The organism is uncultured Paracoccus sp. (assembly GCF_937873615.1).
In the GTDB taxonomy this organism is placed as follows: Bacteria; Pseudomonadota; Alphaproteobacteria; order Rhodobacterales; family Rhodobacteraceae; genus Paracoccus.
In genome coordinates, this window is the sequence record NZ_CALMYP010000017.1 from 233867 (window position 1) to 258168 (window position 24302).

The window sequence follows — 24302 nt, forward strand, 5'->3', positions numbered from 1 at the left end:
CATGAAGGACCAGGCCGCCCGCATCCGCACCGGAACCGCCACGCCCGTCCCCCCATCGGGCAGCAGCGACCCGCGAATCGGCGTCGACCTGTCGCATCTGCGCCGGCTGGAGGCGCGGGCCAAGCGCATCAGCTTCCTGCCGCGCCAGCCCTCGGGCAGCGTGCTGAACGGTCGCCATGCCTCGCGCCTGCGCGGGCGCGGCCTGAATTTCGAGGAATTGCGCGACTACCTGCCCGCCGACGACATCCGCAGCATCGACTGGAAGGTGACGGCGCGCACCGGCACCCCCCATGTCCGCGTCTATACCGAGGAACGCGACCGCCCGACGCTGATCGTGGTCGATCAGCGCATGTCGATGTTCTTCGGCTCGGTCCTGAACATGAAATCGGTGACGGCGGCGGAATGCGCGGCGCTTGCCGCCTTCCGCATCTTCGATCAGGGCGACCGGGTCGGCGGCATCGTCTTCGGCGATCAGATGCTGGCCGAGATCCGGCCCGCCCGCTCGCGCCACGCGCTGACCTCGTTCCTGACCGCGCTTGCCGATGCCAACGGGCTGCTGCACGCCGACGCCCCCCCGGTCGCGCCGATCGGCATGAACCGGGTGCTGCAATCGGTGGCGCGGCTGGCCCCGCGCAATCATCTGGTGCTGGTCTTCAGCGATTTCGACATTGTCGACGACACCACAGAACGCCTGATCGCCGGGCTGTCGCGGCGCAACGATCTGGTTCTGGGGCTGGTCTGGGACCCGTTCTCGCAACAGATCCCCGCCGGGCAAAGGCTGGTCGTCTCGGACGGGCAGCTACAGGCCGAGATCGACACCGGCGATCAGAAGACCTTTCGCGCGATCAGCGATTTCTCGACCGGGCGGCTGGCCGAGATCCGGGACTGGCAGCGCCGCTTCGGCATCCCGGTCCTGCCGCTCAGCGCGGCCGAGGACAGCGTGACCCAGATGCGCCGGCTGATGGGGCTGGCGGGGGCGCGGCGCTGATGGAACAGGATGCGGCCCAGCCGGTCGACAATGACAGCCTGATCGGGCTGATCGAGCAGCTGACCGAACCGGCCGAGCCGCCGCCGATCCCGATGATCCCGCAGACCTGGGGCTGGGCGGTGCTGGCGGCACTTGTGCTGGCAGCGCTTGCCCATGCCGTCCGGCGCTGGATCCGCCACCGCCGCGCCAATGCCTATCGCCGCGCCGCGCTCGCAATGCTGGACGGCGCCGGCGACGATCCGGCCCGCCTTGCCGCGATCCTGCGCCGCACCGCACTTGCCGCCTATCCGCGCGTCACGGTGGCCTCGCTCAGCGGGCAGGAATGGCTGCAATTCCTTGACGCGCAGGTGGGCGGCACGGCCTTCTCGACCGGCGCGGGGCGCGGGCTGGCGCGCGAGCCTTACCGCCCGAATGGCCCCGACCCGCAGCTTCGCCCGCTGGTCGCCGACTGGATCCGCAAGCATCGCGGGGGGCCGGCATGATCTCGCTCGGCTTTCCATGGGCCTTGCTGGCCCTGCCCCTGCCGCTGCTGATCTGGTGGCTGGTGCCGCCGCACAAGCAGCAGGTTCCGGCGCTGCGTTCGCCCTTCTTTCGCCGCGTCGTCGATGTCAGCGGTGCCAGTGCCGCCGAGGGCGCCGTGGTCATGCGGCGCGGGCGGATGCAGATGGCCGCCGCCCTGCTGGTCTGGCTGCTGCTGATCCTGGCCATGGCCCGGCCCGAACGCGTCGGCGCGCCCATCGAACAGCAGCGCGCGGCGCGCGACGTGGTGCTCTCCATCGACATTTCCGGCTCGATGGATGCGAAGGATTTCCACGCCCCCGATGGATCGGTTCAGCAGCGCCTGCAGGGTGTGCGTCAGGTGGTGGACGGCTTCATCGCCGGGCGCGACGGCGACCGGATGGGACTGATCGTCTTCGGTTCCCGCGCCTATGTGCAATCGCCGCTGACCACCGATCTGCGCACCATCCGCGACCTTCTGGACCAGACCGAGGTCGGCATGGCCGGCCCCCATACCGCGCTTGGCGATTCCATCGGCCTTGCCATCCGCACCTTCGAAGCCAGCGAGATCGAACAGCGCCTGCTGATCCTTCTGTCCGACGGCACCGATACCGCCAGCCGGATGAGCCCGCTGAACGCCGCCGAGATCGCCCGTGACCGCGAGATCGAGATCTATACCATCGGCGTCGGCAACCCCGATGCCACCGGCGAAGAAAAGGTGGACCTGCAGACGCTTGAGGACATCGCCGGCCGCACCGGCGGGCGTTATTTCTATGCCGAGGATCAGGCCGGGCTGGAGGAGGTTTATCGGCGCATCGACGCCCTCGCCCCGCGGGTGACGGAAACGCTGTCCTATCGGCCCCGGCAGGCATTGGCATGGCTGCCGCTGCTGCTGGCGGCACTGATCGGAACGCTGTCGACCGGGCTGCTGGCGCTGCGCAACCGTCGCGAAAGGGCGCGGGCATGAGCGATCTGACCCTGACCTTTGAGTTGTTCCATTTCCTGCGGCCCTGGCTGCTGGTGCTGCTGCCGCTGATCGGGCTGATCTGGTGGTCCGCGCGCCGCCGCGCCGGCAGGGCCAGCCCGCCAGATGCCCATATCGCCCCGCATCTGGCGCAGGCGCTGATGGTCGGCAAGCCGCGCGGCGGCCGGCTTCTGCCCATCGACGGGGTGGCCCTGGTGCTGGCCCTCGCCTGCCTTGGTGCCGCCGGCCCGACCTGGTCGCGGGTGCCCGATCCTTTCGTGGCCCAGACCGCGCCCCTGGTCATCGCGCTGAAGGTGACCCCCTCGATGGAGAACCGCGATGTCGCGCCCTCGCGGCTCGAACGCTCGCGCCAGAAGATCCGCGACCTGCTGGCGCTTCGGACCGGCGCACGCTCGGCGCTGATCGCCTATGCCGGCACCGCGCATTCGGTGGTGCCGATGACCGAGGACCCGAATGTCCTTCTGCCCTATCTGGAGGGGTTGGAAATCGACGTGATGCCCGACGAAGGTAATGCCACAGGTGCTGCACTGGATCTGGCGGCGGCGATCATGGCCAAGGAAAGCGCGCCGGGGGGGATCCTGTTTGTCACCGACGACATCGCCGGGCCCGACGTGGCGGCGCTGAATGCGTTTCAGGAGGCGAGCCTTGCCGTGCTCGCCCCCCTGCCCGAAGGCACCGGCAGCGCCGGGATCGACGCGCTCGGCATTCCGGTGCGGCAGGTCACGGTGGACGACACCGACATCAATCAACTGAACCGGCAGCTGAACACCGCCTATCGCCGCGCTCTGGCCGAGGATGGCGACCAGCCCTGGGACGATCGCGGCTGGCTTCTGGCCTTTCCGGCGGCGCTGCTGGCACTGATCTGGTTCCGGCGCGGCTGGACCATGCGTTGGGCGGCCCCGGCTCTGGCGGCACTGATGCCGATGCTGATGCCGGCCCCGTCCCGGGCCGAAGGCGCGGCCGACTGGTTCCTGACCCCCGACCAGCAGGGCCAGATTGCCTATGACAGGCACCGCTTCGAACGCGCGGGCGAGTTGTTCCTCGATCCCATGCACAAGGCCCATGCGCTCTATCGCGACGGCCAATATGACGCCGTAGTCGAGACGGTGGCAGGGCTCGACACGCCCGATGCCGCCTTCATCGCCGGCATGGCCCATATCAAGAGCCGCGCCTATCGCGATGCCATCGAGGATTTCCAGACGGCGCTGGAGCGCGACCCGGATTTTCCCGGCGCGGCGCAGAATCTGGAACTGGCGCGGAAGATCCTCGATTACGTCGAAGACGCGCGGGTGCAATCCGATACCGGCGAGGATCAGGGCATCGGCGCCGACGAGGTCGTCTTCGACAACAAGGATGCGAAGGGCGCCGATACCCAGATCGAGGCTGAACAGGAAGGCTCGGGCCTGCTGACGGCGGATCAGTGGATGAATACGGTCGACACCAATACCGGCGATTTCCTGCGTCAGCGCTTCGCCATCGAGGCGGCGCAGAAATGATCCGGCTGGCCCTCATCCTGCTGATCCTGATGGCCGCGCCGCTGCGCGCGCAGGAGGCCCCGGCCCCGATTGTCGAGACCGAGCTTGACGCGACCGAGGTCGTGCCGGGCCAGTCGGTGACGCTGCGCCTGAACATCCTCGTGCCAAGCTGGATGCCGAAGCCGCCCGACCTGCCCTCGTTCGAGACCGCGAACCTGCGCGTGCGCCGCCCCGCCAATGGCTCGACCGCGATCAGCCGCAGCGTGGATGGCGACACCTGGTCCGGGGTCTCGCGCCGCTATCTGCTGACGCCAATGGTGCCGGGGCAATTCGTGCTGCCGCCGCAACCCATCCCGCTGACCTATATCGGCCCCGACGGCACCACCCCCATTGCAACCACGGTCCAGACCGAGCCCATCGCGCTGACCGGCATCCTGCCCGAAGGCGCCGAGGGTCTGGACCCGTTCATCGCCGCCGAAAAGCTGGAGCTGACGCAGGAACTTTCCGGACCGAGCACCGATCTGGCCCCCGGCGCAAGCGTCATCCGCACGGTGACGGCGCGGGTCGACGGCGCCTCGCCCATCGTACTGCCAGAGCTTCTGCCCCCGGTCGAGATCCCGGCCCTGCGCGTCTATCCCGACAGTCCGCAGGTGGTTGAGGAAGATGACGGCAAGACCCTGTCCGGCAGCCGCATCGAAAGCGAGACCTTCATGGCCCTTGGCGGCGGCACCGGCACCGTGCCTGCGGTGCATCTCGACTGGTTCAACCTTGCGACCGGCCAGATCGAAAGCGCCGAGGTGCCGGGCTTCGACATCTCGGTCACCGGCCCGCCTGTGCGCACGGAAGGGACACGCGATATGTACGACTGGCGCCTGCTTTTGGCACTGGCCGTGGCGGCACTGGCGCTGGCTCTGATCCTGCGCCGGCTGCTGCCGCGTCTGCGGCAGGCGCTGCGCGACCGCCGCGCGGCACATCTGGCCAGCGAGGCCTATGCCCGCCAGATGCTGCTTCGGGTGATCGCGCGTCGCGACTATCCGGCGGTGACGCATTGGCTGGCCGAATGGCGCGCGCGGCTGACGCAGCCGGAACCCGCCGACATCCCCGACCTGATGGCCCGCCTCGGGGCCAGCATCTATGGCAAGGCCCCCCAGCCCCCGGCCGCGCCGGAATGGGAGGCACTTGCCCGCACCATCCGCGCCACCGCGCAGCGCAAGGCGGGTCGTGCCGCCACCCTGCCCGCACTGAACCCGCAGGGCCGCGCCTGACAGACCCTATTCCGCCGCCTGTTCCGGCCTGTCCGAAGCCCCAGTCGCCGTCAGCGCCCGCCAGGCATCGTATTGCGACAGGAATACCTCGCCGGTCATCTCATCCAGGAAATGCGAACGTTTCAGGCGATCCATCACCGGCCCCTTGACCTCTGAAAGATGCAGCCGGATTCCCATGTCGCGCAGCCGGAAGTTGATCGCCTCAAGGCTTTCCAGCGCCGAGTAATCGACCGCATTCACCGCCGAGAACATCAGCACCACGTCGTGAATCCTGCAGCCCTCGGTCACACGGTTCTGAATCAGCGCCTCCAGAAAGCGGGCATTGGCGAAATAGAGGCTCTCGTCCACGCGCAGGGTCAGAAGGCCGGGATCGGTTTTCACCTCGTGGCGCAGGATATTGCGGAAATGCTGGGTGCCGGGGACCAGCCCGACCTCGGCCACATGCGGGCGCGAGGTCTTGAAGATCTGCAACAGCACCGAGATGCCGACGCCCGCGGCCACGCCGATCTCGACCCCCATGGTCAGGGTCAGCAGGATGGTGGCCGCAACGGCCAGAAAATCCGAGCGCGAATAGGCCCAGGTCTTCTTGAGGATCGACAGATCGACAAGGCTCAGCACCGCCACCACGATGGTCGCGGCCAGCGTCGCATTGGGCAGGAAATAGACCAGGGGCGTCAGCGCAACGGCGGCAATGGCCAGTCCCACGGCGGTAAAGATGCCTGCGGCAGGGGTCTCGGCACCGGCATCGAAATTCACCACCGAACGGGCAAAGCCGCCGGTCACCGGATAGCCGCCGGTGAAGGCCGCGCCGATATTGGCCGCACCAAGGCCGATCAGTTCCTGATCCGGGTCGATCCGCTGGCGGCGCTTGGCGGCCAGCGTCTGCGCGACCGAGACGCTTTCGACAAAGCCGATGACCGAAATCAGGATCGCGGGCAGAAGAAGCGTGCCCAGAAGGTCGGGCGACAGGTCGGGCATGGTCAGGGGCGGCAGGCTTTGCGGGACTGCGCCCACGATCTTCACACCCTTGTCGACAAGACCGAGGCCAGCCACCGCCAGTGTCGAGACGATCACCGCCGCGACGGGGCCGGCCTTGGCAAGAATATCGGCCAGAAGCGGCGGCGCACCGAGTCGCTTCAGCAATGGCTTCAACCCTCGCCGCGCCCAGAACAGGAAGCCGGTCACGCCAAGCCCGATGGTCAGCGTGATCGGATTGGTCTCGGGCAGGTTTCGCAGGATCGCGGCCAGCATTTCGGGCAGGTTATGGCCGCCGGCCTCGATCCCCAGCAGATGCTTGAGCTGGCTGGTGGCGATCAGGATACCCGAGGCGCTGATGAAGCCCGCAATCACCGGATGGCTCAGGAAATTCGCCAGAAACCCCAGCCTCAGAACCCCGAGCGCCAGCAGGAACAGCCCCGAGAGCAACGCCAGCGTCAGCGCCGCCATGGCATAGCCGGCCGTGCCCTGCTGCGCCACCTGCCCCACCGCCGAGGCGGTCAGAAGCGAGACCACCGCCACCGGCCCCACTGCCAGCGCCCGGCTGGTGCCGAAGATCGCATAAAGCACCAGCGGCGCGATAGAGGCATAGATCCCGGCCTCTGGCGGAAGCCCCGCCAGCATCGCATAGGCAAGCGATTGCGGGATCAGCATGATGGTCACGATGACCGCCGCCACCAGATCGTTCAGCAGCGCCGAACGGTCATAGCGGCGGCCCCAATCGAGAATGGGGAAATAGCGGCTCAGGCGCGGCATGAAGGCAGGACTCCGGTCATCGAGGCAGGCAAGGCGGGCGAATTACAACCCGTTGATCGGCACCTTCAGCATCGGCCTGCCATCTTTGTCCTTCGGCACTTCGCCTGCGCGCATGTTCACCTGCAGCGAGGGAATGATGAGTCTGGGCATGTCCAGCGTCGCGTCACGCTCGGTCCGGAACTTGATGAACTCCTCGCGCGTCTTGCCGCCGCCGACATGGATGTTCTGCGCCTTCTCTTCGCCCACGGTGGTTTCCCAAAGGATCTCTCGGCCATTGGGGGCATAGTCGTGGCACATGAACAGCCGCATTTCGTCCGGCAGGGCCAGGACTTTCTGAATGCTGTCATAGAGTGTGCCGGCATCCCCGCCCGGAAAATCGGCCCGGGCAGAGCCGCCATCGGGCATGAACAGCGTGTCACCGACAAAGGCCGCGTCGCCCATCACATGGGTCATGCAGGCCGGCGTATGGCCGGGCGTATAGATGGCGAAGGCCGGCATATTGCCGATCATGTAGGTATCGCCATCCTCGAACAGCCGGTCGAACTGGCTGCCGTCGCGCTGGAACTCGGTGCCTTCGTTGAAGATCTTGCCGAACGTGTCCTGCACGACCAGGATCTTCGCGCCGACACCGATCTTGCCCCCCAGTTGCTGCTGGATATAGGGCGCGGCGGACAGGTGATCGGCATGGACATGGGTCTCGATGATCCATTGCAGGTCGAGGCCCTGTTCACGCACCGCCGCAATCATCGCATCTGCGTGGTCATAGGTGATGCGCCCGGCGGCATAGTCGATGTCCATGACACTGTCGACGATGGCGCAGGCGTTCGAACTCGGATCCTTCACGATATAGGAAATCGTGTTGGTGGCCTCGTCGAAGAAGGCCTGAACATCGGGATGCAAGGACATGTCGATCGGATGGGTGGTCATCTCGTCTCTCCTTCGATCAGGTGGCGGGTGCAAGGCGCCGGGACCGCAGCAGCCGTTGCAGCCAGATCCCGACGATTACCGCACCCAGGAACAGTGCGACCTCCCAACGGCCGGTGCCGAGCGCGGGAATGGCGGCACCCGGGCAGAAGCCGGCAATGCCCCAGCCGATGCCGAACAGTGCCGAGCCGCCGACCAGACGCGCGTCTATGGCGGTGGCGGTGGGAATCTGGAAACGCTCGGCAAAGACCGGCGTGCCACGCTTCCAGACCAGCCGGTAGCCGATGAAGGCCACGATCAGGGCGCCGCCCATGACGAAGGCAAGGCTCGGATCCCAGCTTCCGGCGAGGTCGAAGAAATTCAGCACCTTGGCCGGGTTCATCATCCCCGAAATGGCGATACCGACACCGAAGACCAGGCCGGTCAGAAGGGCGTATAGGGGTTTCATCGCTCAGCCTCCGAAGACATGGCGGATCAGATAGACAGTCAGCGCAGCCGTGGCCATGAAGGTCGGCACCGCGACGATGGAGCGCCGCGACAGCCGCGCCAGACCGCAAATGCCGTGGCCGGAGGTGCAGCCGGACCCGAGGCTGGCGCCGAAGCCAACGATCACGCCGCCAATCGCGATCATGGCCGGGCTGACCGGCACATCGAGCGCGGGCCAGTTGCCGCTGACCAGAAAGACCAGCCCCGGCGCCAGAACCATGCCGAGCACCATGGCCGCGCGCCAGGAAAACTCCTCGGCATCAGCAGGAAAGGCGAGGCCCGAAAGAATGCCCGTCGCCCCGAGGATACGACCGAGGCCGAGCATCAGAAGCACCGCGCCAAGCCCGATCAGAAGCCCGCCGCCAAAGGACGCGAAAGGGGTGAATGCCGTGACCATCGCTTATCTCCGACAGGTCTTGACGCCGAAGATGGAATAAAGCGGGCAGACGCGCATCGCCGCCGTCACCAGCATGACGACACCCACAAGGGCCGCGCCGTATTTCAGGAACCCTCCGGCAAAGGCGGGAATGCCGCTGAAAAAGGCGAGGTAGAGCAGCACGATCCCCAGAACCACCCGCAGAATTCGGTCGAGATTTCCAACATTGACAGACATCTTGCCCTCCGGGCTTTATGAAACTGTCCTCAATGTAGCGCGACCGACCCGCCGTTTAAGTGATATTGTCACGCTCGGCGCCGATTTCGGGGGTGACGCCGTTCAGCTTTGTGCCAGCGCCACGAGCGCCGGCTTGTCGCTCAGTGTGATCCGTCCGCGCGATTGTGCGATCAGCCCGCGCTTCTGGAAATCCTGCAACACGCGCGAGATCACCTCGCGCGCGGTGCCAAGCTCGCTGGCAAGTTGCTGATGGGTGGCCGAAAGCTCCTTCATCGGGCCGGCCAGCGTCAGCAGCCGCTCGGCAAGGCGCACGTCGATCCGACCGAAGGCAACATCGTCGACCACGCGCAAGAGGTCGATCAGCCGGCGCGAATAGGCCGCGAAGACAAAGGAGCGAAAGGCGTCCTCCTCGGCCAGAAGACGTTCAAAGGAATGCTTGGGCAGCATCACCACGGTGACATCGGTTTCGGCGATGCCCTCGGCATTATAGGCTTCTTCGGCCAGCATGCAGGCGGTGGTCAGCACACAGCTTTCGCCGGCATCGACACGGTAAAGCACGATGTCGCGCCCGCTGCCCGAGCTTTGCGAGACCCGGATCGTGCCCTCGGACAGAAACAGCAGGCTGTCGGGAATGTTCGAAGGTCCGAAAACCTGCCGGCCCTTCGCCACTTTCCGAACCCGCCCGACCGCAAGCAGCCGGTCCCGCACCGCGCGCGGCAGGTTGCGGGTGCCCTGAAACTGCTCGGTCCAGTCCTTCGCAATGGTCATTGCGTCCTCCCTGTCAGCGCCGGGTGATCCCCTCGATCGGCGCAGGGGGAACCGGGCGCGTGACCAGATGGCTCTTGCGCTTCTCGTAGAAGGCATTTCCGCCGGTCACCAGAACGTAATGCATGTTATCATAAGGGAAGCTGTAGCCGGCGGTATGAAAGAACATCGCATTGGCGACCAGCGGATGCCGCTCTCCTCGCAGGACGGCGCGGGCGGCTTCCTCGATCATCGGCATGGAGCGCGAATTCATCTTCCGGGTCATCACCCCCTTGGCGAACTGGTTCTTCTGCCCGACCACGCCGCAGACCGTATTCGGGAACTTGTCCGATTCCACCCGGTTCATGACCACGCTGCCGACCGCGATCATGCCATCGCGGCTGGAACGGTTGGATTCGAAATACATCGCCCGTTCCATGCATTCCAATTCGCTGTGACGACCGCCGATAGAGCATCCCGCCAAAAGCGCAATGCCCGCGACCGAGGCGATGGCGGACCATCGCGCAGGCTGGGGAAGTTTCATCCTGAAGTCCTCGTGCTGCTCGTGTTTTTTGTTCTTTGTCCGTCAGAGGCTAACAGCAGCAGGGCCTGCATTTCAACTGCGCCAAGCTGACAGATCGGCTGATGGCCCGACACATCCTTGTTACGCAAAGAGGCTGACAGGAGGTCAATCGACGTGGGTATGAAGAACCGTCCGGCCCGCCCTGACATCCATGCTTCAGCCTTGCTTCGACCGATGCGCGACCCTTGCCGAGCCGGGCAGATCGTGACAGATGAATGGCGGCTCGGTCGACGGGCCGCCTGCAACGGACCATGCCAAAAATGACCGAAGCCGTCCTGACCCTGAATGCCGGGTCTTCCTCCTTGAAAGTGGCGCTGTTTCCGGCCTCGGGCGATCAGCCAATGGTCACCGGCTTGGTCGACAGCATCGGCCCGAATGCCGCCCTGAAGCTGAAGAATGAACGCGGCGAGGCCATCGCCCCCGTCCCCGGCGACATGAGCACCCATGCCGGGGCCATGCAGACCGTGGTCGCGAGCCTCCGTCGCGCCTATCCCGACCTGGACCTTGTCGCGATAGGTCATCGTGTCGTTCATGGCGGCGACCGCCATACTGCCCCGGCCCTGGTGGATGCGGCGGAACTACAGGCGCTGGACGCGCTGTCGCCCTTCGCGCCGCTGCATCAGCCCCATAACCTCGCCGGGATCCGCGCCGCGATGGAGAGCTTTCCCGGCGTGCCGCAGGTGGCCTGTTTCGACACCGCCTTTCACCGCAACCATCCCTGGGTGAACGACACCTTCGCCTTGCCACGGTCCTTTTATGACGAGGGCGTGCGCCGCTATGGCTTTCACGGCCTCAGCTATGACTATGTCTCGGGCGAGTTGGCGCGCACTGCCCCGCAACTGGCCGAGGGGCGGGTGGTGATCGCCCATCTCGGGAACGGCGCTTCGATGTGCGCCCTTCAGGATGGCCGCTCAATGGCCTCGACCATGGGGTTTTCGGCGCTTGACGGGCTGCCGATGGGCACGCGTTCGGGCCAGCTCGATCCGGGCGTCCTGCTGTATCTGATGGATCAGCGCGGGATGAGCGCGGCCGAAATCTCGGACCTGCTCTACAAGAAATCGGGGCTTCTGGGCCTGTCGGGCCTGTCGAATGACATGCGCAAGCTGGAAGCGGCAGGCACGCCCGACGCCGCGCAGGCCATCGACTATTTCGTCTTTCGCGCGCAGCGCGAGGTCGGGGCCATGGCAGCAGCCCTTGGCGGCATCGACGCACTGGTCTTCTGCGGCGGCATCGGCGAAAACTCCCGCCTGATCCGCGCCCGCATCTGCGAAAGGCTGGACTGGATGGGGATCGAGATCGACCATCAGCGCAATGCCGCCAATGACCGGGTCATCTCCTCTGAAATGGCACGGACCACGGTGATGATCATTCCCACGAACGAGGAACTGGTGATCGCCCGCGCCGCGCGCAAGGCGGCAGATCTCAACAAAAGCAATCAATTGTAAGAAACTATTCTGAGCCATGCGCTGCTGCCGGAAGGCACTTCCGGATGTCAGCCCTATGTCTGGCAGGCTCAAAGTGATCGTATGATCGGCCTTCTTGTCGAGCCGGGCCGCGGCACGCCCCAAGGCTGTGGGCAACCGGCCAGAAAGGTGAGACGCATGGTCGCGGAGAGATGATTGCTGTTCAAAACCTCAGGCTGCGGGATTAGTCATTAAAGCAAACGCGGCTCGACGGCATAAGCTGTCGGGGCGACAGGGAGGGGAAAATGACAGTCCAGACCACGCCAAGCCACCACCTGCCTGCCAAGCCGGCATGGCACTGAGCGGCACCTGATGGCCGAGGTTGCAAAGCGCATCCGCGAATGGCAGGGCCCCGCGCTGTTTTCATATGGGTTCCGACCGTTCTTTCTCTCAGCCGGACTTTGGGCGGTTCTGGCCATGGTCCTGTGGCTGCTGTTTCTGACCGGGCATCTGGACCTGCCCGGCCCCTTCGACCCGACAAGCTGGCACGCGCATGAGTTTCTGTTCGGCTATACCGGTGCGGTGATCGGCGGCTTCGTTCTGACGGCGGTCCCGAACTGGACCGGACGGCTTCCGGTAACCGGCTGGCCGCTGGCGGGACTGTCCGGGCTTTGGCTTCTGGGCCGGATCGCGGTCATGAGTCCGCTCGACTGGTGGCTGATCCTCGTTCTCGACCTGTCCATGCCTGTGGCATTGGTCGCCGTAATCCTGCGCGAAGTCCTTGCCGGGCGGAACTGGCGCAACCTGCCGGTGGCCGGGCTGATCGCGGTCTTTGCCCTGTCGAACGGCCTGTTCCATATCGAGGCGGCAAGGGGGATTGCGGCCTCAAGCGGTCTCGGGATGCGCCTCGGGCTGGCGGCCGTGCTGATGCTGATCGCATTGATCGGTGGGCGCATCATCCCCAGCTTCACCCGCAACTGGCTTGCGGCGCGGGGCGCGACCGCCCTGCCCGTCCCTTTCGGGCGGGCCGACAGGCTGGTGCTGGCCGTTACCGCGCTGACGCTTCTGGCCTTTTTCGCCGGACCCGGGTGGCCGTTCACGGCGTGGTTGTTCCTGATCTGCGGGCTGGCCCATGTCTGGCGCCTCTCGCGTTGGCGTGGGTTGGCTACCGGCGCCGAGCCATTGGTCTGGGTGCTTCATATGGCCTATGCGCTGCTGGCCCTAGGCTTCCTGACCGAAGGCCTCGCAGGGCTGGGCCTCGCCCCCGAACCTGCCGCCCGCCATGTCCTTATGGCTGGCGCCATCGGGATGACGACCCTCGCGGTGATGAGCCGTGCCAGCCTTGGCCATACCCGCCGCACACTTCACGCCGGGCCGGGACTGAGCGCCTGCTATATTTCGCTGGCGCTGTCCGTTTTCGCGCGTCTGGCCGCCGGGTTCTGGCCGGATGCGACTGCATTGCTGCACATATCGGCGACTCTCTGGATCATGGCCTATGGCGGCTTTTGCCTTCTCTACTGGCCAATCCTGACCCGACCGCCGCTTCCAAGAGGCTGACCGCGCCCCTGACCCGAACCGATACCGTCCGGCTCGGGCCTTGGCGTCATGCCGTCTCGCCCGTGGGCAGCCGCAGCCGCACCCGCTTCACCCGGCGCGGATCGGCATCGACGACCTCGAATTCGGCGCCGCTGTCATGGGGGATCACCTCGCCGCGCACCGGAACCCGGCCGGTCAGCATGAAGATCAGCCCGCCGAGCGTATCGACATCCTCGTCTTCCTCGCCCGGCACCAGGCGCAGCCCGGTTTCCTGTTCCAGTTCATCCAGCGGCGCACGGGCCTGGATCAGCCATTGACCCGGCTTTTCCTCGACCCAGAGGCCGCCTTCGACCTCGTCATGCTCGTCCTCGATTTCGCCGATCACCTGTTCGATCAGATCCTCGATGGTCACCAGCCCGTCGACGCCGCCATATTCGTCGATGACGAGTGCCATGTGGATGCGGTCCTTCTGCATCTGCTGCAGGAGCACGCCGATGGGCATCGAGGGCGGCACATAAAGCAGCGGTCGCAACATCGGGCGCAGGCTGAACTTGCCGGCGGGCTTGGCGCCAAAGCCGTGTTTCAGCGCCAGATCCTTGAGATGGATCAGCCCCAGCGGGCTGTCCAGCGTGCCCCGAAAGACCGGGATGCGCGAAAAGCCATGCTCGCGGAACATCTCGACCAACTCGTCGAGCTTTGCCGTGATCGGTGCCGCGGCGATCTCGACCTTGGGAATGGCCACATCGTCGACCCGCATCCGCCTGAGGTTGAGCATACCCGGCACCGCCGGCTCGGGCGCGCGGTGTTCCTCGGGGATGGCATTGGCATCTTCGCCGCTAGAAAAGGCGCCGAACAGACGGCCCAGGAACCCGCGCGATGCAGGCAGGTCGCGCCCCTCGCTGCCGACACCGTCTGCCCATCCGGCTGGATCGGCACCGATATCGGCGGGGGGCGCGGGACTTCGCGATGGGTCGCTGTTCATGTTTCCTTCTCCAGATAGGGGTCTTCTATGCCAAGCGGGCCAAGGATCGCGCGTTCGGCATCCTCCATGGTCTTCGCATCAGCGTCATTCAGATGGTCATAACCGGCCAGATGCAAAATGGCATGGACCAGCAAATGCGTGACATGGGCATCGAACCGCTTGTGTTGCGCCTGTGCCTCAGCCGCGCAGGTCTCGTAGGCGATGGCGATATCGCCCAATTCCTCCGTGTCCGGGCGCGGCGGATGGGCGCCGGGGGTGTGGGCCACATGCTCGACCGCCGGCCAGGACAGGACATTGGTCGGCTGCGGCTTGCCGCGGAAATCGGCGTTCAGATCGGCGATGCGGGCATCGTCGCAGCCCATCACCACGATATCGGCATCCATCCCCAGCCAGTCCAGCACCGCGCGCCCGGCCCGTTCGGCCAGAGCCTCAAGCCCCGCCGCGCCCCATCGGTCATCCTCGATGACGGTGTCGATCTCAGCCATCGGCCTGATTCCGCGCGCTTCCCGGCGTCCGGCGCGGCGGGTAATTGCCGCGCGAATTGTCTTCGCCCCGCGCCAGTGCCGCCGCATCGTCGGCATCGTAAGCCTCAATCACCCGGGCGACGAGCGGGTGGCGCACCACATCCTTGGCGGTGAAATAGTTGAAGCTGATCCCCTTCACATGGCCGAGGATCCGCTCGGCATCGACCAGCCCCGATTGCGTCCCGCGCGGCAGGTCGATCTGGGACCGGTCGCCGGTAATGACCATGCGAGAGCCTTCGCCGAGACGGGTCAGGAACATCTTCATCTGCATGGTCGAGGCATTCTGCGCCTCATCGAGCACCACGAAGGCATTGGACAGCGTGCGCCCGCGCATGAAGGCCAGGGGCGCGATCTCGATGCGCTTTTCCTCCATCAGCTTGGCGAGTTGCTTGCCGGGCAGGAAGTCGTTCAGCGCGTCATAGAGCGGCTGCATGTAGGGATCGACCTTCTCCTTCATGTCGCCGGGCAGAAAACCCAGACGCTCGCCCGCCTCGACCGCCGGGCGCGACAGGATGATGCGATCCACATGGCCGCCGATCAGCATGGTCACGCCGACCGCGACGGCGAGATAGGTCTTGCCGGTGCCGGCCGGGCCGATGCCGAAGGCCATTTCATGGGCAAAGAGGTTGCGGACATAGTCCTTCTGCGCATCGGTGCGCGGCTCGACCGTCTTCTTGCGGGTGCGCAGCTCGATCGGGCCCTTGCCGAACATCTCCAGCTGCTCGTCGGGCGACAGCGAGGCGGGCTCGGCATCGGGGCCCATGCGCAGAGCGGCGTCGATTTCGGCCGGCGAGACCGGGCGCCCCTGTTCGAGCCGCGCATAAAGCGCCTGCAGAAGCTGGGCGGCATCGGTGCGGGCGGTCTCGGGGCCGACTAGGGCCAGAAGGTTGCCCCGGCGCAGGATATGCATGCCAAGCGCCGTCTCGATCTGGGCGAGATGCGCATCGGCGGGGCCGCAAAGCTCGATCAGCAGCCGGTTGTCGGGAAATTCCAGAAGCGTCTCGCCCTGCGAGGCGGCGGGTGGCGCGGCGGTATCGGGTGCGGTCGGGGTCAGGCCCAATGAGGTCTCCGGGTTTTCAATCACCCCATGGTGGGGCGCATAAGGCAATTGCACAAGGGTTTGCGGATAAAACTGCGCATCTGTCGCAAAAATTTCACAGGATCGGGCTTTCAGGGCCGCCAGATGCCACGAATGAAGTCATGCAGATGCGGCTCGTGCGCCGCTTCCATCGCGGCCACGTCGCCCTGCCAGACGACACCGCCGCCCGACAGCATGGCGACACGGTCGGCGACGCGGCGCACGGTGGTCATGTCATGGGTGATGGTGATGGCGGTCGCGCCGGTTTCAGTGACGATGTCGCGGATCAGCGCATTGATGCGCGCGGCCCGGATCGGATCGAGGCCGGTCGTCGGCTCATCGAAGAAGATCACCTGCGGGTCGGCGGCAATGGCGCGGGCCAGCCCGGCGCGCTTGGCCATGCCGCCCGAGAGCGCCGCCGGGTGCAGATCGGCGACCTCGGGGCCAAGGCCGACACGGGCCAGTTTCTCGACCGCGATCCGGCGCGCTTCGGCATCGCCCAGCCTGCGGCGCAGCCGGAAGGCCACGTTCTGCCAGACGGTCAGGCTGTCGAACAGCGCCGCCCCCTGAAACAGCATCCCGAACCCGTCCAGGAAGGCCGCGCGGGTCCTGCGATCAAGCGGTTTGCCCTGCCACAGCACCTGCCCCGCATCGGGCGTTTCCAGCCCGAGGATGCATTTCAGCAGCACCGATTTGCCGGTGCCCGACTGGCCGATCACGACAAGGCTTTCGCCCTTTTCCACCGCCAGATCGACCCCGGCCAGCACCTGCTGGCTGCCGAAGGCCTTGCACAGGCCGCGCGTTTCCAGAACCGGGCTCATCCGAAGAACAGCCCGGTCATGGCGAAATTCGCCGCGAAGATGCCGACGGCGGCGGCGACCACGGCATATTTCGTGGCCCGCCCCACGCCCGCAGCACCACGTCCCGCATTCATGCCGAACCAGCAGCCCGACAGCGCCACGATCAGCCCGAAGACCGCCCCTTTCAGCAGCCCCGAGACCACGTCCCAGCTTTCAAGGAAGGACCAGCTGCCCTTGATATAGGCCGCCGAGGTAAAGCCAAGCGATTGGGTGCCGACGATCCAGCCGCCCATGATCCCGATCACGTCGCCCACGCCGACCAGAATCGGCACGGCAAGGATCGCGGCCCAAAGGCGCGGCGTCACCAGATGGCGCTGCGGATCGGCGGACAGGGTGACAAGCGCGTCGATCTGCTCGGTCACGCGCATGGTGCCGATCTCGGCCGCGATCGAGGAGGCCACGCGCGCCGCCACCATCAGCCCGCCCAGAACCGGGCCAAGCTCTCGTGCCATGCCGATGGCGACGACCGCCGGCACCACCTCTGCGGCCGAGAAGCGCTGACCGCCGGAATACATCTGCAAGGCCAGTGCCGCGCCGGTAAACAGCGCCGTCAGCCCGACCACCGGCAGCGACAGCCAGCCGATCTGGATCAGCTGGCGCAGGAATTCGCGCGGCTCGGGCAGTCTGGCAAGGCTGCGGCTGGCGAAGATCGCCACCCGCCCGATCAGCCGGGTCAGGCCAAGCGCGGCCCGCCCGGTCAGGGCAACGGGGGTGGACAGGCTCATGCGAACTGGCGTTGGTAGCGCGACCCGAGCGAGGTCAGCACCTCGTAACCGATGGTCCCCATGGCTGCGGCCACGGCATCGACGGGCTGCGCGGGACAGATCAGATCGAGCGCGTCGGGCACCGTGCCAAGGGCCGAGACATCGGCGGTGATCAGGTCCATCGACACCCGCCCGATGATCGGGCAACGGGTTTCACCGGCGAACAGGTCGATGCGCGGGCGGTTCCCGTTTGAGGACAGGGTGCGGTGCAGCCCGTCCGCATAGCCCGCCGCGAGTGTGGCGACACGCGTCGGCTTCCCGGCGGTCCAGGTATTCGAATAGCCCACCGTCTCGCCCGGCGCGACCTCTCGGGTCTGGATCACCGGCAGGGACAGGCGCACGACCGGCTCTGCCTTGGCGAAGGGCAGCCCGCCGTAAAGGCCGATGCCGGGGCGGGTGATGTCGAAATGATATTCGGGGCCAAGCAGGGTACCTCCGGTGGCCGCCAGGCTGCGCGGAACGGTCACGCCCTCGGTCATCTCGCGGAAGGCGGCAAGCTGGCGCGGGTTCATCGGATGATCCGGCTCATCCGCGCAGGCCAGATGCGACATGACCAGTTCGGGACCGGCGGCCAGGATCTCGGATTTCAGGCCGGCCCATTCGCCGGGCTCGAACCCCAGCCGGTTCATGCCGGTATCGAGTTGGATCGCGAAGGGCTGCCCGGGCCGGGTGGCGCGGTCGTGGAAATACTGCTCGGGGCTGTTCAGGACCGGGATGGCATGGCGCAGATCGGCACCGGCCATATGCCCCGAGAGCACGAAGATGCGCGGCCCCTGCCCGACCGCCTGCCGCACCGGCACCGCTTCCGAGGCCAGTGCGACGAAGAAATCCTGCGCCCCGGCATCGGCAAGCGCCTTCGCCACCGGTCCCGCGCCCAGCCCATAGCCGTCCGCCTTCACCACCCCGGCCGCCCGCGCCGCCGGTGCCAGCGCAGCGAGCGCGCGATAATTGGCCTGAATGGCCGCAAGATCTATCTGAAGTCCCATGCGCCCGCTTTCCCCCATCGCCCGCCCCGCGTCAAGATTGCCGGTCGCAGACCCGATCACCAAGATGTGTTTGCATCCTTGCAACAGAGCCGGCATTTCCCTTGTGGACGCCATTAGCCCGGTTCCGTCCGGCTGTTAGACTGCCCCAAACAGATTCGCCTGCGGGCGCAAAATCCCGTCGGTGCCACCGAGGCAAGCGGTTCCGCGCGCTGTGCGCGGTTCCCTTCTTCGGGCCTTCACGGAACAGAATAGGTCGCGTCAACCATCATGAACCAACTCACCTCTGTTCTGCCACTTTCGCTTGCCTTGCTGAGCCTGCCCGGCCATGCCACCGAATTGAGCGGCCCTGCCCTCGATGTGCCTTCGGGGCAGCCGATCTATTGGCAGGACATGGTCACGGGCACGCCCGGCACGCATGGGCTGACCTATCGCTTCCGCTTCGTCGCCCCCGATCTGGCCAATCTGGTGCCTATGGCCGCCCCGGCCCCGATGGAGGAGCTGACCGAGGAGGAGATGGAGGCGCTGGATGAGTTGGCAGAGGCAGAAGGCGGTGCGGCGATCATCATCCGCGATGCGCTTGGCGAAGGACTGATCTCGGCTTCCGAACTGGACCAGACGCCGGTCATCTCGATCCAGGACGCGCCGGCCGACGATTCGGCAGATGACCTGCCGACCGGCGATTTCGTGCTGCCGCCCGCCCCCGAAAGCCTGCTTCGCGATCCAATGCATGACGATATCGTGTGGCTCTGTCAGCATTTCGTTCTGCCCCGCATCGCCAACCCCGGACCCCGCCCGACCGAAATCGTGATCTCGCTCTCTGACCGGATGTTGGACAGCACCGGGCTGGAACCCGGCGCGGTGCAGCTTTTCGAGGCCTTCAGCCTGCCGCGCGACCGCGACGAATGTGTCTGGCAGCCGCTTTAGGTGTTGATGCAAGGCGGCCACAGATAGGCGAAGTCGCGCCGGGGCCAGATGCGCCCCGCTATCGCCGCGCCACAATCTTGCCTAGAATCAGGGCGTCCGCGCATGTCGCGTGGCCATAATCGACAAAAAGGGGCGAAAAGCCCCGTTTACAGGAGCAGACAATGTCGAAAAAAATCGCGCTCGCCCTCGTGGCCCTGGGCGTTCTCGCCGCTTGCCAGCCGCGTGAGCCGGAAATCACCACCTCGCCGGTCGTCCCGGTCACGCAGGAGCCGGTCTATCAGGGCAAATACGGCGCCAACTGATCCCGACCGCCGGGCGCGCGGGCGGTTCGGCTGCCCGTGCGAACGCCTCTGGCAGCGCAAGACCATCTGAAAGAGATGTTCAGACCATGTTGAAACATCGGGGTTTCCCCTCTCGGCTTCCGTCCACGGACTACCAGTTCACCATTCGTCGTGGCAATCCGAAGGGTGCCACCAAGCTGGTCGCCCGCGAACGCTATCGCGACCGCAGCGCCGCCGACCGGCGTGCCGATGCGGGCTTTCTGGGCGCGCTCATCGCCCATTTCGGCGAAGAGGAATTCGAGCGCGGCAATCTCGATGCCGGTCGCCTGTCATGGCTTCTGGGCCGCGAGGTGGTCGCCGTCGGCAAGCTCGACGCGACCTCTTACGAACAGCTTTTCCGCGTCGACATGGCCAAGGCCGAAGCCAGTTTCCCCGAGCTTTTCGCCAGCGACGCGGTCGAGGAGGACTGGCCAGAGGATTGGGACGACGAATTCCCCGAGGACGAGGACTGAGTTCATCCCCGGCGGGAACACGACCGGAAGACAATCTCTCGGTCGTGATGGAACATTTCACGCGCTTGTCAGTTTTCTCGGCAGGTGCATTGTGACAAATTCACAATCACAACAATCGCGCCCGGAAAAGGGCGCTTCAAACCAGAAGGCAGTGTTACATGCAGATCAAGACCTCTCTCCGCCTCGTTGGCGCAGTTTTCGCCGTCGCCGCCCTTTCGGCCTGCCAGCAGGGCTATGGCGGCACCACGATGTCCCCCGATGCGCAACGCGCGCTGATCGGTGCCGGTGCCGGTGCCGTTGCCGCCAAGGCATTTGACGAAGACGTCGGAACCGGCGCCGTTCTCGGTGCGGCAGCCGGCGCGCTTTGCGACGATGCGGGCGTTTGCCAATAATCCGCTGATGATTCTGGCGGCGGCGCACCCTGCCGCCGTCATTCAGACGACCTTTACCGCTTGAGGATCGATACGGTCCCCGAAACCAGAGAACCCACATGAGCAAACTTCACATTCCGGTCACGGCCGTTCTGTTCGCGCTCGGCCTGGCCGGCTGCACCCAGAACATAAACCCGACCGATATCGACCGCGCCGCCATCGGTGCTGCGGCGGGCGCGACCATCGCCCATGTCGCCGACAAGGATGAAAGCGATGTCTACAAGGGCGCGGCCATCGGTGCCGCTGCCGGCGCACTGTGTAACGATGTGAGACTTTGCCAGTAATCGACAGGCGCCAACCGCCCCTGTGAAAGAAACGGCGCGCCGCCCCGCAATGCAGTTGGGCGGCGTTTTTCGTTCCTGCTCTCTCGCCTTGGCCGGGAAGTCGGGCTAATCTGATCCCTGCGACCACCTCGCCCGACCGGAGCCTGCCCCATTCGATGACGCCGCCGCTTGACCAGATTCTCGCCCCGCAGGCGCAATCGGCCGTCATTGCCGGGCTGTTCATCGCAACAGGCTGGTGGGTGGTGGCCTTGCAGAACCGCAAGCGCGACGCCAAGCTGCGCGCCGAACGGGTGCGCGACGTGCAACGCGCGCTCTATGCCGAGATCCGCGCCTATCTGGCGGTGCTGCAGCGCGACCATATCGAGGAATACGGCGCCGAGATTGCCCATCGGATCGAGACCGAGCGCGGCTATTTCCCGGTCATCCCGACCGAGCATAACGACGCGATCTTCCGTGCCATCGTCGGCGAATTGCACATCCTGCCCCGCGATACGGTGGATCCGGTCGTGCTCTACTATAGCCAGTTGAATGCGATTTCAGCGATGATCGCCGATCTGCGGGCGCTCGATACGGTGAAGATCGGCACCGGACGCGCGGCGGCCATGTATCGCGATTATATCTCGATGAAGCTGGGCGCCATCGAACTGGGCGAAGGCGCCTTGGCGGCGATCCTGTCCAATGTGGACGGTCGCAGAACCGTCAGTAACCCGGACGCGGGCCTGTCCGGACCTTGATCGGTTTGGGCGTGTAGGTTGCGGACATGACGCAATCTCCCTGCTGCTCTACTCAGATATAGGCGATCCCTGCGATTTTCGCAAGATTCACGGCATCAGGCGGGCGCGCCCGATCTCCTCGCGGCGCAGCGGGAACTTGTCGATGGCGGCGGCGATTTCCGGCACGCTCCAGGGCTGGGGCTTGCGCTGCTTCACCTGCCCGTCCTTGTCGATGATGACCAGCGAAAAGCCGCGCGGATGCAGCTTCTGGCGCCAGAGGCTGTTTTCGGAAGGATCGGCATCGGTGATCACGACCACATCGCGTTCCAGAAGCGCCTCGGGCCGCGCCTGCAGGCGTTCGAGTTGCAGCTGAAACGCCGGATCGGCGGCGGTATCGGCAAAGATCACCACCGGGCGCGCCTGCCAGAGGAACTCCTCGGGCGCGGATTCCATGGCCGGCAGGACATGCAGGCTGACGGATGCGGCAGCTTCGGGTGCCTCGCGCGGCGCGGACTGGGCAGCATCGACATCTGCCGCCGAGGGTGGGTTGACCCGCGACGGCGGCGAGGGATCGCCACCCGAGCCCATCGCCCCGACCAGCAGGGCCATGACGGCGAAAATGAAAAATCTCGGCATCGCGCCTCCTTCCGTTGCTGAATATAGGCAATCGCGGCGGAAGCGAAAGGATCGCCGGCATCCGAAGATCGGGGCTGGAGGCCGGCTGCGGCCTCGGCTACCAATTCAGCATGTCGATATCTCGTGCCCCCGACCGCCTGCCCGACGACTTCGCCGCCGCACTCGGTCATGCCATTTCCGGCTTCGGCTTTCTGGAGGAGGCGCTGAAACGCGCCATCTTCGCCCTGTCGCTGAGCGGGCTGGGCAAGCGCCCCGACGACCGCGCGCTGAAGGCCTGGCTGCGCCGGATGGAGGATCTGGCCGATGACACGCTCGGCACGCTGATCGACCAGTTCGTCAAGCAGATGGGCAATGCCGAGCTGCGTGGCCGCGACGATCTGGCCCGCGACCTGCGCCAGATCCGCTATAATCGCAACATGCTCTGCCATGCCTCGTGGAAGCCGACCGATATACCGGGCCGCTGGCATCCGTCTTTCCTGAACACCAAGGGCGAGATCTTTCCCGGCGATCTCAGCGCCGAAGAGATCGCCGATATCCACGAGAGCACGCTGGAGGCTGCCGCGCGCATCGTCTCGATCATGCGCGCAACCGGGATCGAGGGCGAATGGGTCGGCCATGACGAGGACTAGCCGCCCGCGATGGCCCCGGCGGCGCGCATGTCGCGTTGCAACGGCGCCCGGGTCGCGCTAACAGGCTGAGCAAGCGAAAAACGAGGCTTCCATGTCTGCCCCCCTTCGGCTTGGCATCGCCGGGCTTGGCACCGTCGGGATCGGTGTCGTCAAGATCATCCAGAAACATGCCGACCTGCTGGCGGCGCGCTCGGGCCGGCCCGTGGCGATCACCGCGATCAGCGCCCGCGACCGGATGAAGAACCGCGATGCGGACCTGTCCTCCTATGAGTGGGTCGAGGATCCGGTGGCGCTTGCCACGCGCGAGGATGTCGATGTCTATGTCGAGCTGATCGGCGGCGACGAGGGCATCGCGCGGGCCTCGGTCGAGGCGGCCCTGCGGGCCGGCAAGGATGTGGTCACCGCCAACAAGGCGCTGCTGGCCATTCACGGGCAGGAACTGGCCGAACTGGCCGAGGAAACCGGCCGGGCGATCCGCTTCGAGGCCGCCGTCGCCGGTGGCATCCCGATCATCAAGACGATGACCGAATCCATGGCCGGCAACCGCATCACCCGGGTCATGGGGGTCATGAACGGCACCTGCAATTACATCCTGACCCGGATGGAAAGTGCCGGTCTGCCCTATGAGGCCGTCTTCGAGGAAGCCCGCCAACTGGGTTATCTGGAGGCCGACCCGACGCTGGATGTGGGCGGGATCGACGCCAGCCACAAGCTGGCCATCCTGTCCTCCATCGCCTTCGGCACCCAGGTCGATTTCGACGCGGTCGAGATCGAGGGGATCGAGCGGGTCAGCATCGACGATATCCGCCGCGCCGCCGACATGGATTACCGCATCAAGCTTCTGGGCGTGGCCCAGATGACGGCGCGCGGGCTGGAACAGCGCATGTCGCCCTGCCTGGTGCCGGCCGACAGCCCGATCGGGCAATTGCAGGGCGGCACCAATATGGTGGTGATCGAGGGCGACAGCGTCGGCCAGATCGTCCTGCGCGGTGCCGGGGCCGGCGAAGGCCCGACGGCAAGCGCGGTCATGTCCGACGTGGTCGAACTGGCGCGCGGGGTGCGTATGCCGGTCTTCGGCCAGCCCGCCGACCGGCTGACCCATGCCCAGCCCGCCCGCACCGCGGTGCCGGCGGCCTATTACCTGCGGCTGGCGCTTCTCGACAAGCCGGGGGCGCTGGCAAAGGTGGCAACCGTGCTGGGCGATGCCGGGATCTCGATCCACCGGATGCGGCAATACGATCACGAGGACGGCCCGGCCCCGGTGCTGATCGTCACCCACAAGACCACCCCCGACGCCATCGACCACGCGATTGCGGAACTGCCGAAGACCGGCGTCATTGCCGAGGATCCGGTGGAATTGCGGATCGAAGAGGTCTGAGCGCAGGACCGGGGGCGCCGCCCCCGGACCCCCGAGGTATTTTCGCACAGAAGAAGATGTTAGGGTGC

29 protein-coding genes are annotated in these 24302 nt (G+C 65.9%); 14 read left to right on the forward strand and 15 right to left on the reverse strand.

Going from position 1 to position 24302, the window contains the following annotated elements; genetic code table 11:
* Window position 1: 1 nt before the first annotated feature.
* Genes Q0330_RS06025 through Q0330_RS06045 form a run of 5 tightly spaced genes read left to right on the forward strand, consistent with a single transcriptional unit; the run spans window position 2 to window position 5211 of the window.
* On the forward strand, window positions 2–988 hold the full coding sequence (locus tag Q0330_RS06025) for a DUF58 domain-containing protein (protein WP_299475925.1): 987 nt from the start codon (window positions 2–4) through the stop codon (window positions 986–988).
* Window positions 988–1470, forward strand: coding sequence for a DUF4381 domain-containing protein (locus tag Q0330_RS06030; protein ID WP_299475928.1), 483 nt, complete (start codon window positions 988–990; stop codon window positions 1468–1470). The genes Q0330_RS06025 and Q0330_RS06030 overlap by 1 nt, the downstream gene beginning before the upstream one ends.
* On the forward strand, window positions 1467–2453 hold the full coding sequence (locus Q0330_RS06035; RefSeq protein WP_299475930.1) for a VWA domain-containing protein: 987 nt from the start codon (window positions 1467–1469) through the stop codon (window positions 2451–2453). Before Q0330_RS06030 ends, Q0330_RS06035 begins: the two co-directional genes overlap by 4 nt.
* The gene (locus tag Q0330_RS06040) at window positions 2450–3967 is read left to right on the forward strand and encodes a VWA domain-containing protein (RefSeq protein ID WP_299475932.1); all 1518 of its coding nucleotides are present in this window, start codon (window positions 2450–2452) and stop codon (window positions 3965–3967) included. Before Q0330_RS06035 ends, Q0330_RS06040 begins: the two co-directional genes overlap by 4 nt.
* On the forward strand, window positions 3964–5211 hold the full coding sequence (locus Q0330_RS06045; RefSeq protein WP_299475934.1) for a hypothetical protein: 1248 nt from the start codon (window positions 3964–3966) through the stop codon (window positions 5209–5211). The genes Q0330_RS06040 and Q0330_RS06045 overlap by 4 nt, the downstream gene beginning before the upstream one ends.
* Before the next feature lie 6 nt (window positions 5212–5217).
* Here Q0330_RS06045 and sulP read toward each other — a convergent pair whose 3' ends face one another.
* The 7 genes from sulP to Q0330_RS06080 all read right to left on the reverse strand — a co-directional run bounded on the left by sulP (window position 5218) and on the right by Q0330_RS06080 (window position 10274).
* Entirely contained in the window at window positions 5218–6963 is a 1746-nt protein-coding gene (gene sulP / locus Q0330_RS06050) for a sulfate permease (protein ID WP_299475936.1), read from the reverse strand.
* 42 nt (window positions 6964–7005) lie between these two features.
* On the reverse strand, window positions 7006–7890 hold the full coding sequence (locus Q0330_RS06055; RefSeq protein WP_299475939.1) for an MBL fold metallo-hydrolase: 885 nt from the start codon (window positions 7888–7890) through the stop codon (window positions 7006–7008).
* A 16-nt stretch (window positions 7891–7906) separates the two neighbouring features.
* Complete coding sequence (locus tag Q0330_RS06060) at window positions 7907–8335, reverse strand: DUF6691 family protein (protein WP_299475941.1); 429 nt, start codon at window positions 8333–8335, stop codon at window positions 7907–7909.
* Between the two features lie 3 nt (window positions 8336–8338).
* Window positions 8339–8770, reverse strand: a complete 432-nt coding sequence (locus Q0330_RS06065; RefSeq protein WP_299475943.1) for a YeeE/YedE thiosulfate transporter family protein — start codon at window positions 8768–8770, stop codon at window positions 8339–8341.
* A gap of 3 nt (window positions 8771–8773) precedes the next feature.
* A complete protein-coding gene (locus Q0330_RS06070; protein ID WP_299475945.1) occupies window positions 8774–8986 on the reverse strand; it encodes a DUF2892 domain-containing protein in 213 nt (70 codons plus the stop codon).
* A gap of 102 nt (window positions 8987–9088) precedes the next feature.
* On the reverse strand, window positions 9089–9754 hold the full coding sequence (locus Q0330_RS06075; RefSeq protein WP_299475947.1) for a Crp/Fnr family transcriptional regulator: 666 nt from the start codon (window positions 9752–9754) through the stop codon (window positions 9089–9091).
* Between the two features lie 13 nt (window positions 9755–9767).
* Complete coding sequence (locus tag Q0330_RS06080) at window positions 9768–10274, reverse strand: cell wall hydrolase (protein WP_299475950.1); 507 nt, start codon at window positions 10272–10274, stop codon at window positions 9768–9770.
* Window positions 10275–10573: 299 nt separating this feature from the next.
* Here Q0330_RS06080 and Q0330_RS06085 point away from each other — a divergent pair, with 299 nt between their 5' ends.
* Window positions 10574–11758: an acetate/propionate family kinase gene (locus Q0330_RS06085; RefSeq protein WP_299476100.1), complete on the forward strand. Its 1185-nt coding sequence runs from the start codon at window positions 10574–10576 to the stop codon at window positions 11756–11758.
* Between the two features lie 330 nt (window positions 11759–12088).
* Window positions 12089–13273, forward strand: coding sequence for an NnrS family protein (locus Q0330_RS06090; RefSeq protein ID WP_299475952.1), 1185 nt, complete (start codon window positions 12089–12091; stop codon window positions 13271–13273).
* Window positions 13274–13319: 46 nt separating this feature from the next.
* On the opposite strand, the gene Q0330_RS06095 is transcribed toward Q0330_RS06090, so the two are convergent.
* The 6 genes from Q0330_RS06095 to alr all read right to left on the reverse strand — a co-directional run bounded on the left by Q0330_RS06095 (window position 13320) and on the right by alr (window position 18446).
* Window positions 13320–14234 carry a hemolysin family protein gene (locus tag Q0330_RS06095; protein WP_299475954.1) on the reverse strand — a complete coding sequence of 305 codons (915 nt, stop codon included), beginning with the start codon at window positions 14232–14234 and terminating at the stop codon, window positions 13320–13322.
* The gene (gene ybeY / locus Q0330_RS06100) at window positions 14231–14719 is read right to left on the reverse strand and encodes an rRNA maturation RNase YbeY (RefSeq protein ID WP_299475956.1); all 489 of its coding nucleotides are present in this window, start codon (window positions 14717–14719) and stop codon (window positions 14231–14233) included. Before ybeY ends, Q0330_RS06095 begins: the two co-directional genes overlap by 4 nt.
* Complete coding sequence (locus Q0330_RS06105) at window positions 14712–15818, reverse strand: PhoH family protein (protein ID WP_299475958.1); 1107 nt, start codon at window positions 15816–15818, stop codon at window positions 14712–14714. The genes ybeY and Q0330_RS06105 overlap by 8 nt, the downstream gene beginning before the upstream one ends.
* 110 nt (window positions 15819–15928) lie before the next feature.
* The gene (locus tag Q0330_RS06110; protein ID WP_299475960.1) at window positions 15929–16657 is read right to left on the reverse strand and encodes an ATP-binding cassette domain-containing protein; all 729 of its coding nucleotides are present in this window, start codon (window positions 16655–16657) and stop codon (window positions 15929–15931) included.
* Window positions 16654–17421, reverse strand: a complete 768-nt coding sequence (locus tag Q0330_RS06115; protein ID WP_299475962.1) for an ABC transporter permease — start codon at window positions 17419–17421, stop codon at window positions 16654–16656. Before Q0330_RS06115 ends, Q0330_RS06110 begins: the two co-directional genes overlap by 4 nt.
* Entirely contained in the window at window positions 17418–18446 is a 1029-nt protein-coding gene (alr, locus tag Q0330_RS06120) for an alanine racemase (protein WP_299475964.1), read from the reverse strand. Before alr ends, Q0330_RS06115 begins: the two co-directional genes overlap by 4 nt.
* Window positions 18447–18713: 267 nt before the next feature.
* Between alr and Q0330_RS06125 the strand changes: the two genes are divergently transcribed.
* From Q0330_RS06125 to Q0330_RS06135, 3 genes are all read left to right on the forward strand, one after another.
* Window positions 18714–19370, forward strand: a complete 657-nt coding sequence (locus Q0330_RS06125; RefSeq protein WP_299475966.1) for a DUF6497 family protein — start codon at window positions 18714–18716, stop codon at window positions 19368–19370.
* 161 nt (window positions 19371–19531) lie between these two features.
* A complete protein-coding gene (locus tag Q0330_RS06130; RefSeq protein WP_299475968.1) occupies window positions 19532–19672 on the forward strand; it encodes a hypothetical protein in 141 nt (46 codons plus the stop codon).
* 86 nt (window positions 19673–19758) lie between these two features.
* Window positions 19759–20163, forward strand: coding sequence for a hypothetical protein (locus tag Q0330_RS06135; RefSeq protein ID WP_299475970.1), 405 nt, complete (start codon window positions 19759–19761; stop codon window positions 20161–20163).
* Window positions 20164–20231: 68 nt separating this feature from the next.
* Here the strand turns inward: Q0330_RS06135 and Q0330_RS06140 are convergent, their stop codons facing one another.
* Window positions 20232–20597, reverse strand: a complete 366-nt coding sequence (locus Q0330_RS06140) for a hypothetical protein (RefSeq protein ID WP_299475972.1) — start codon at window positions 20595–20597, stop codon at window positions 20232–20234.
* 56 nt (window positions 20598–20653) lie between these two features.
* Here Q0330_RS06140 and Q0330_RS06145 point away from each other — a divergent pair, with 56 nt between their 5' ends.
* Both Q0330_RS06145 and Q0330_RS06150 read left to right on the forward strand, forming a co-directional pair.
* Window positions 20654–20878 (forward strand): YMGG-like glycine zipper-containing protein, encoded by a 225-nt coding sequence (locus Q0330_RS06145; protein ID WP_299475974.1) that lies wholly within the window; start codon window positions 20654–20656, stop codon window positions 20876–20878.
* Window positions 20879–21033: 155 nt separating this feature from the next.
* Entirely contained in the window at window positions 21034–21612 is a 579-nt protein-coding gene (locus Q0330_RS06150) for a hypothetical protein (protein ID WP_299475977.1), read from the forward strand.
* Window positions 21613–21699: 87 nt separating this feature from the next.
* Here the strand turns inward: Q0330_RS06150 and Q0330_RS06155 are convergent, their stop codons facing one another.
* On the reverse strand, window positions 21700–22227 hold the full coding sequence (locus Q0330_RS06155) for a DUF4174 domain-containing protein (protein WP_299475979.1): 528 nt from the start codon (window positions 22225–22227) through the stop codon (window positions 21700–21702).
* Window positions 22228–22337: 110 nt separating this feature from the next.
* Here Q0330_RS06155 and Q0330_RS06160 point away from each other — a divergent pair, with 110 nt between their 5' ends.
* Window positions 22338–22856, forward strand: a complete 519-nt coding sequence (locus Q0330_RS06160; protein ID WP_299475981.1) for a hypothetical protein — start codon at window positions 22338–22340, stop codon at window positions 22854–22856.
* Window positions 22857–22947: 91 nt separating this feature from the next.
* Entirely contained in the window at window positions 22948–24234 is a 1287-nt protein-coding gene (locus tag Q0330_RS06165) for a homoserine dehydrogenase (RefSeq protein WP_299475983.1), read from the forward strand.
* Window positions 24235–24302 lie beyond the last annotated feature (68 nt).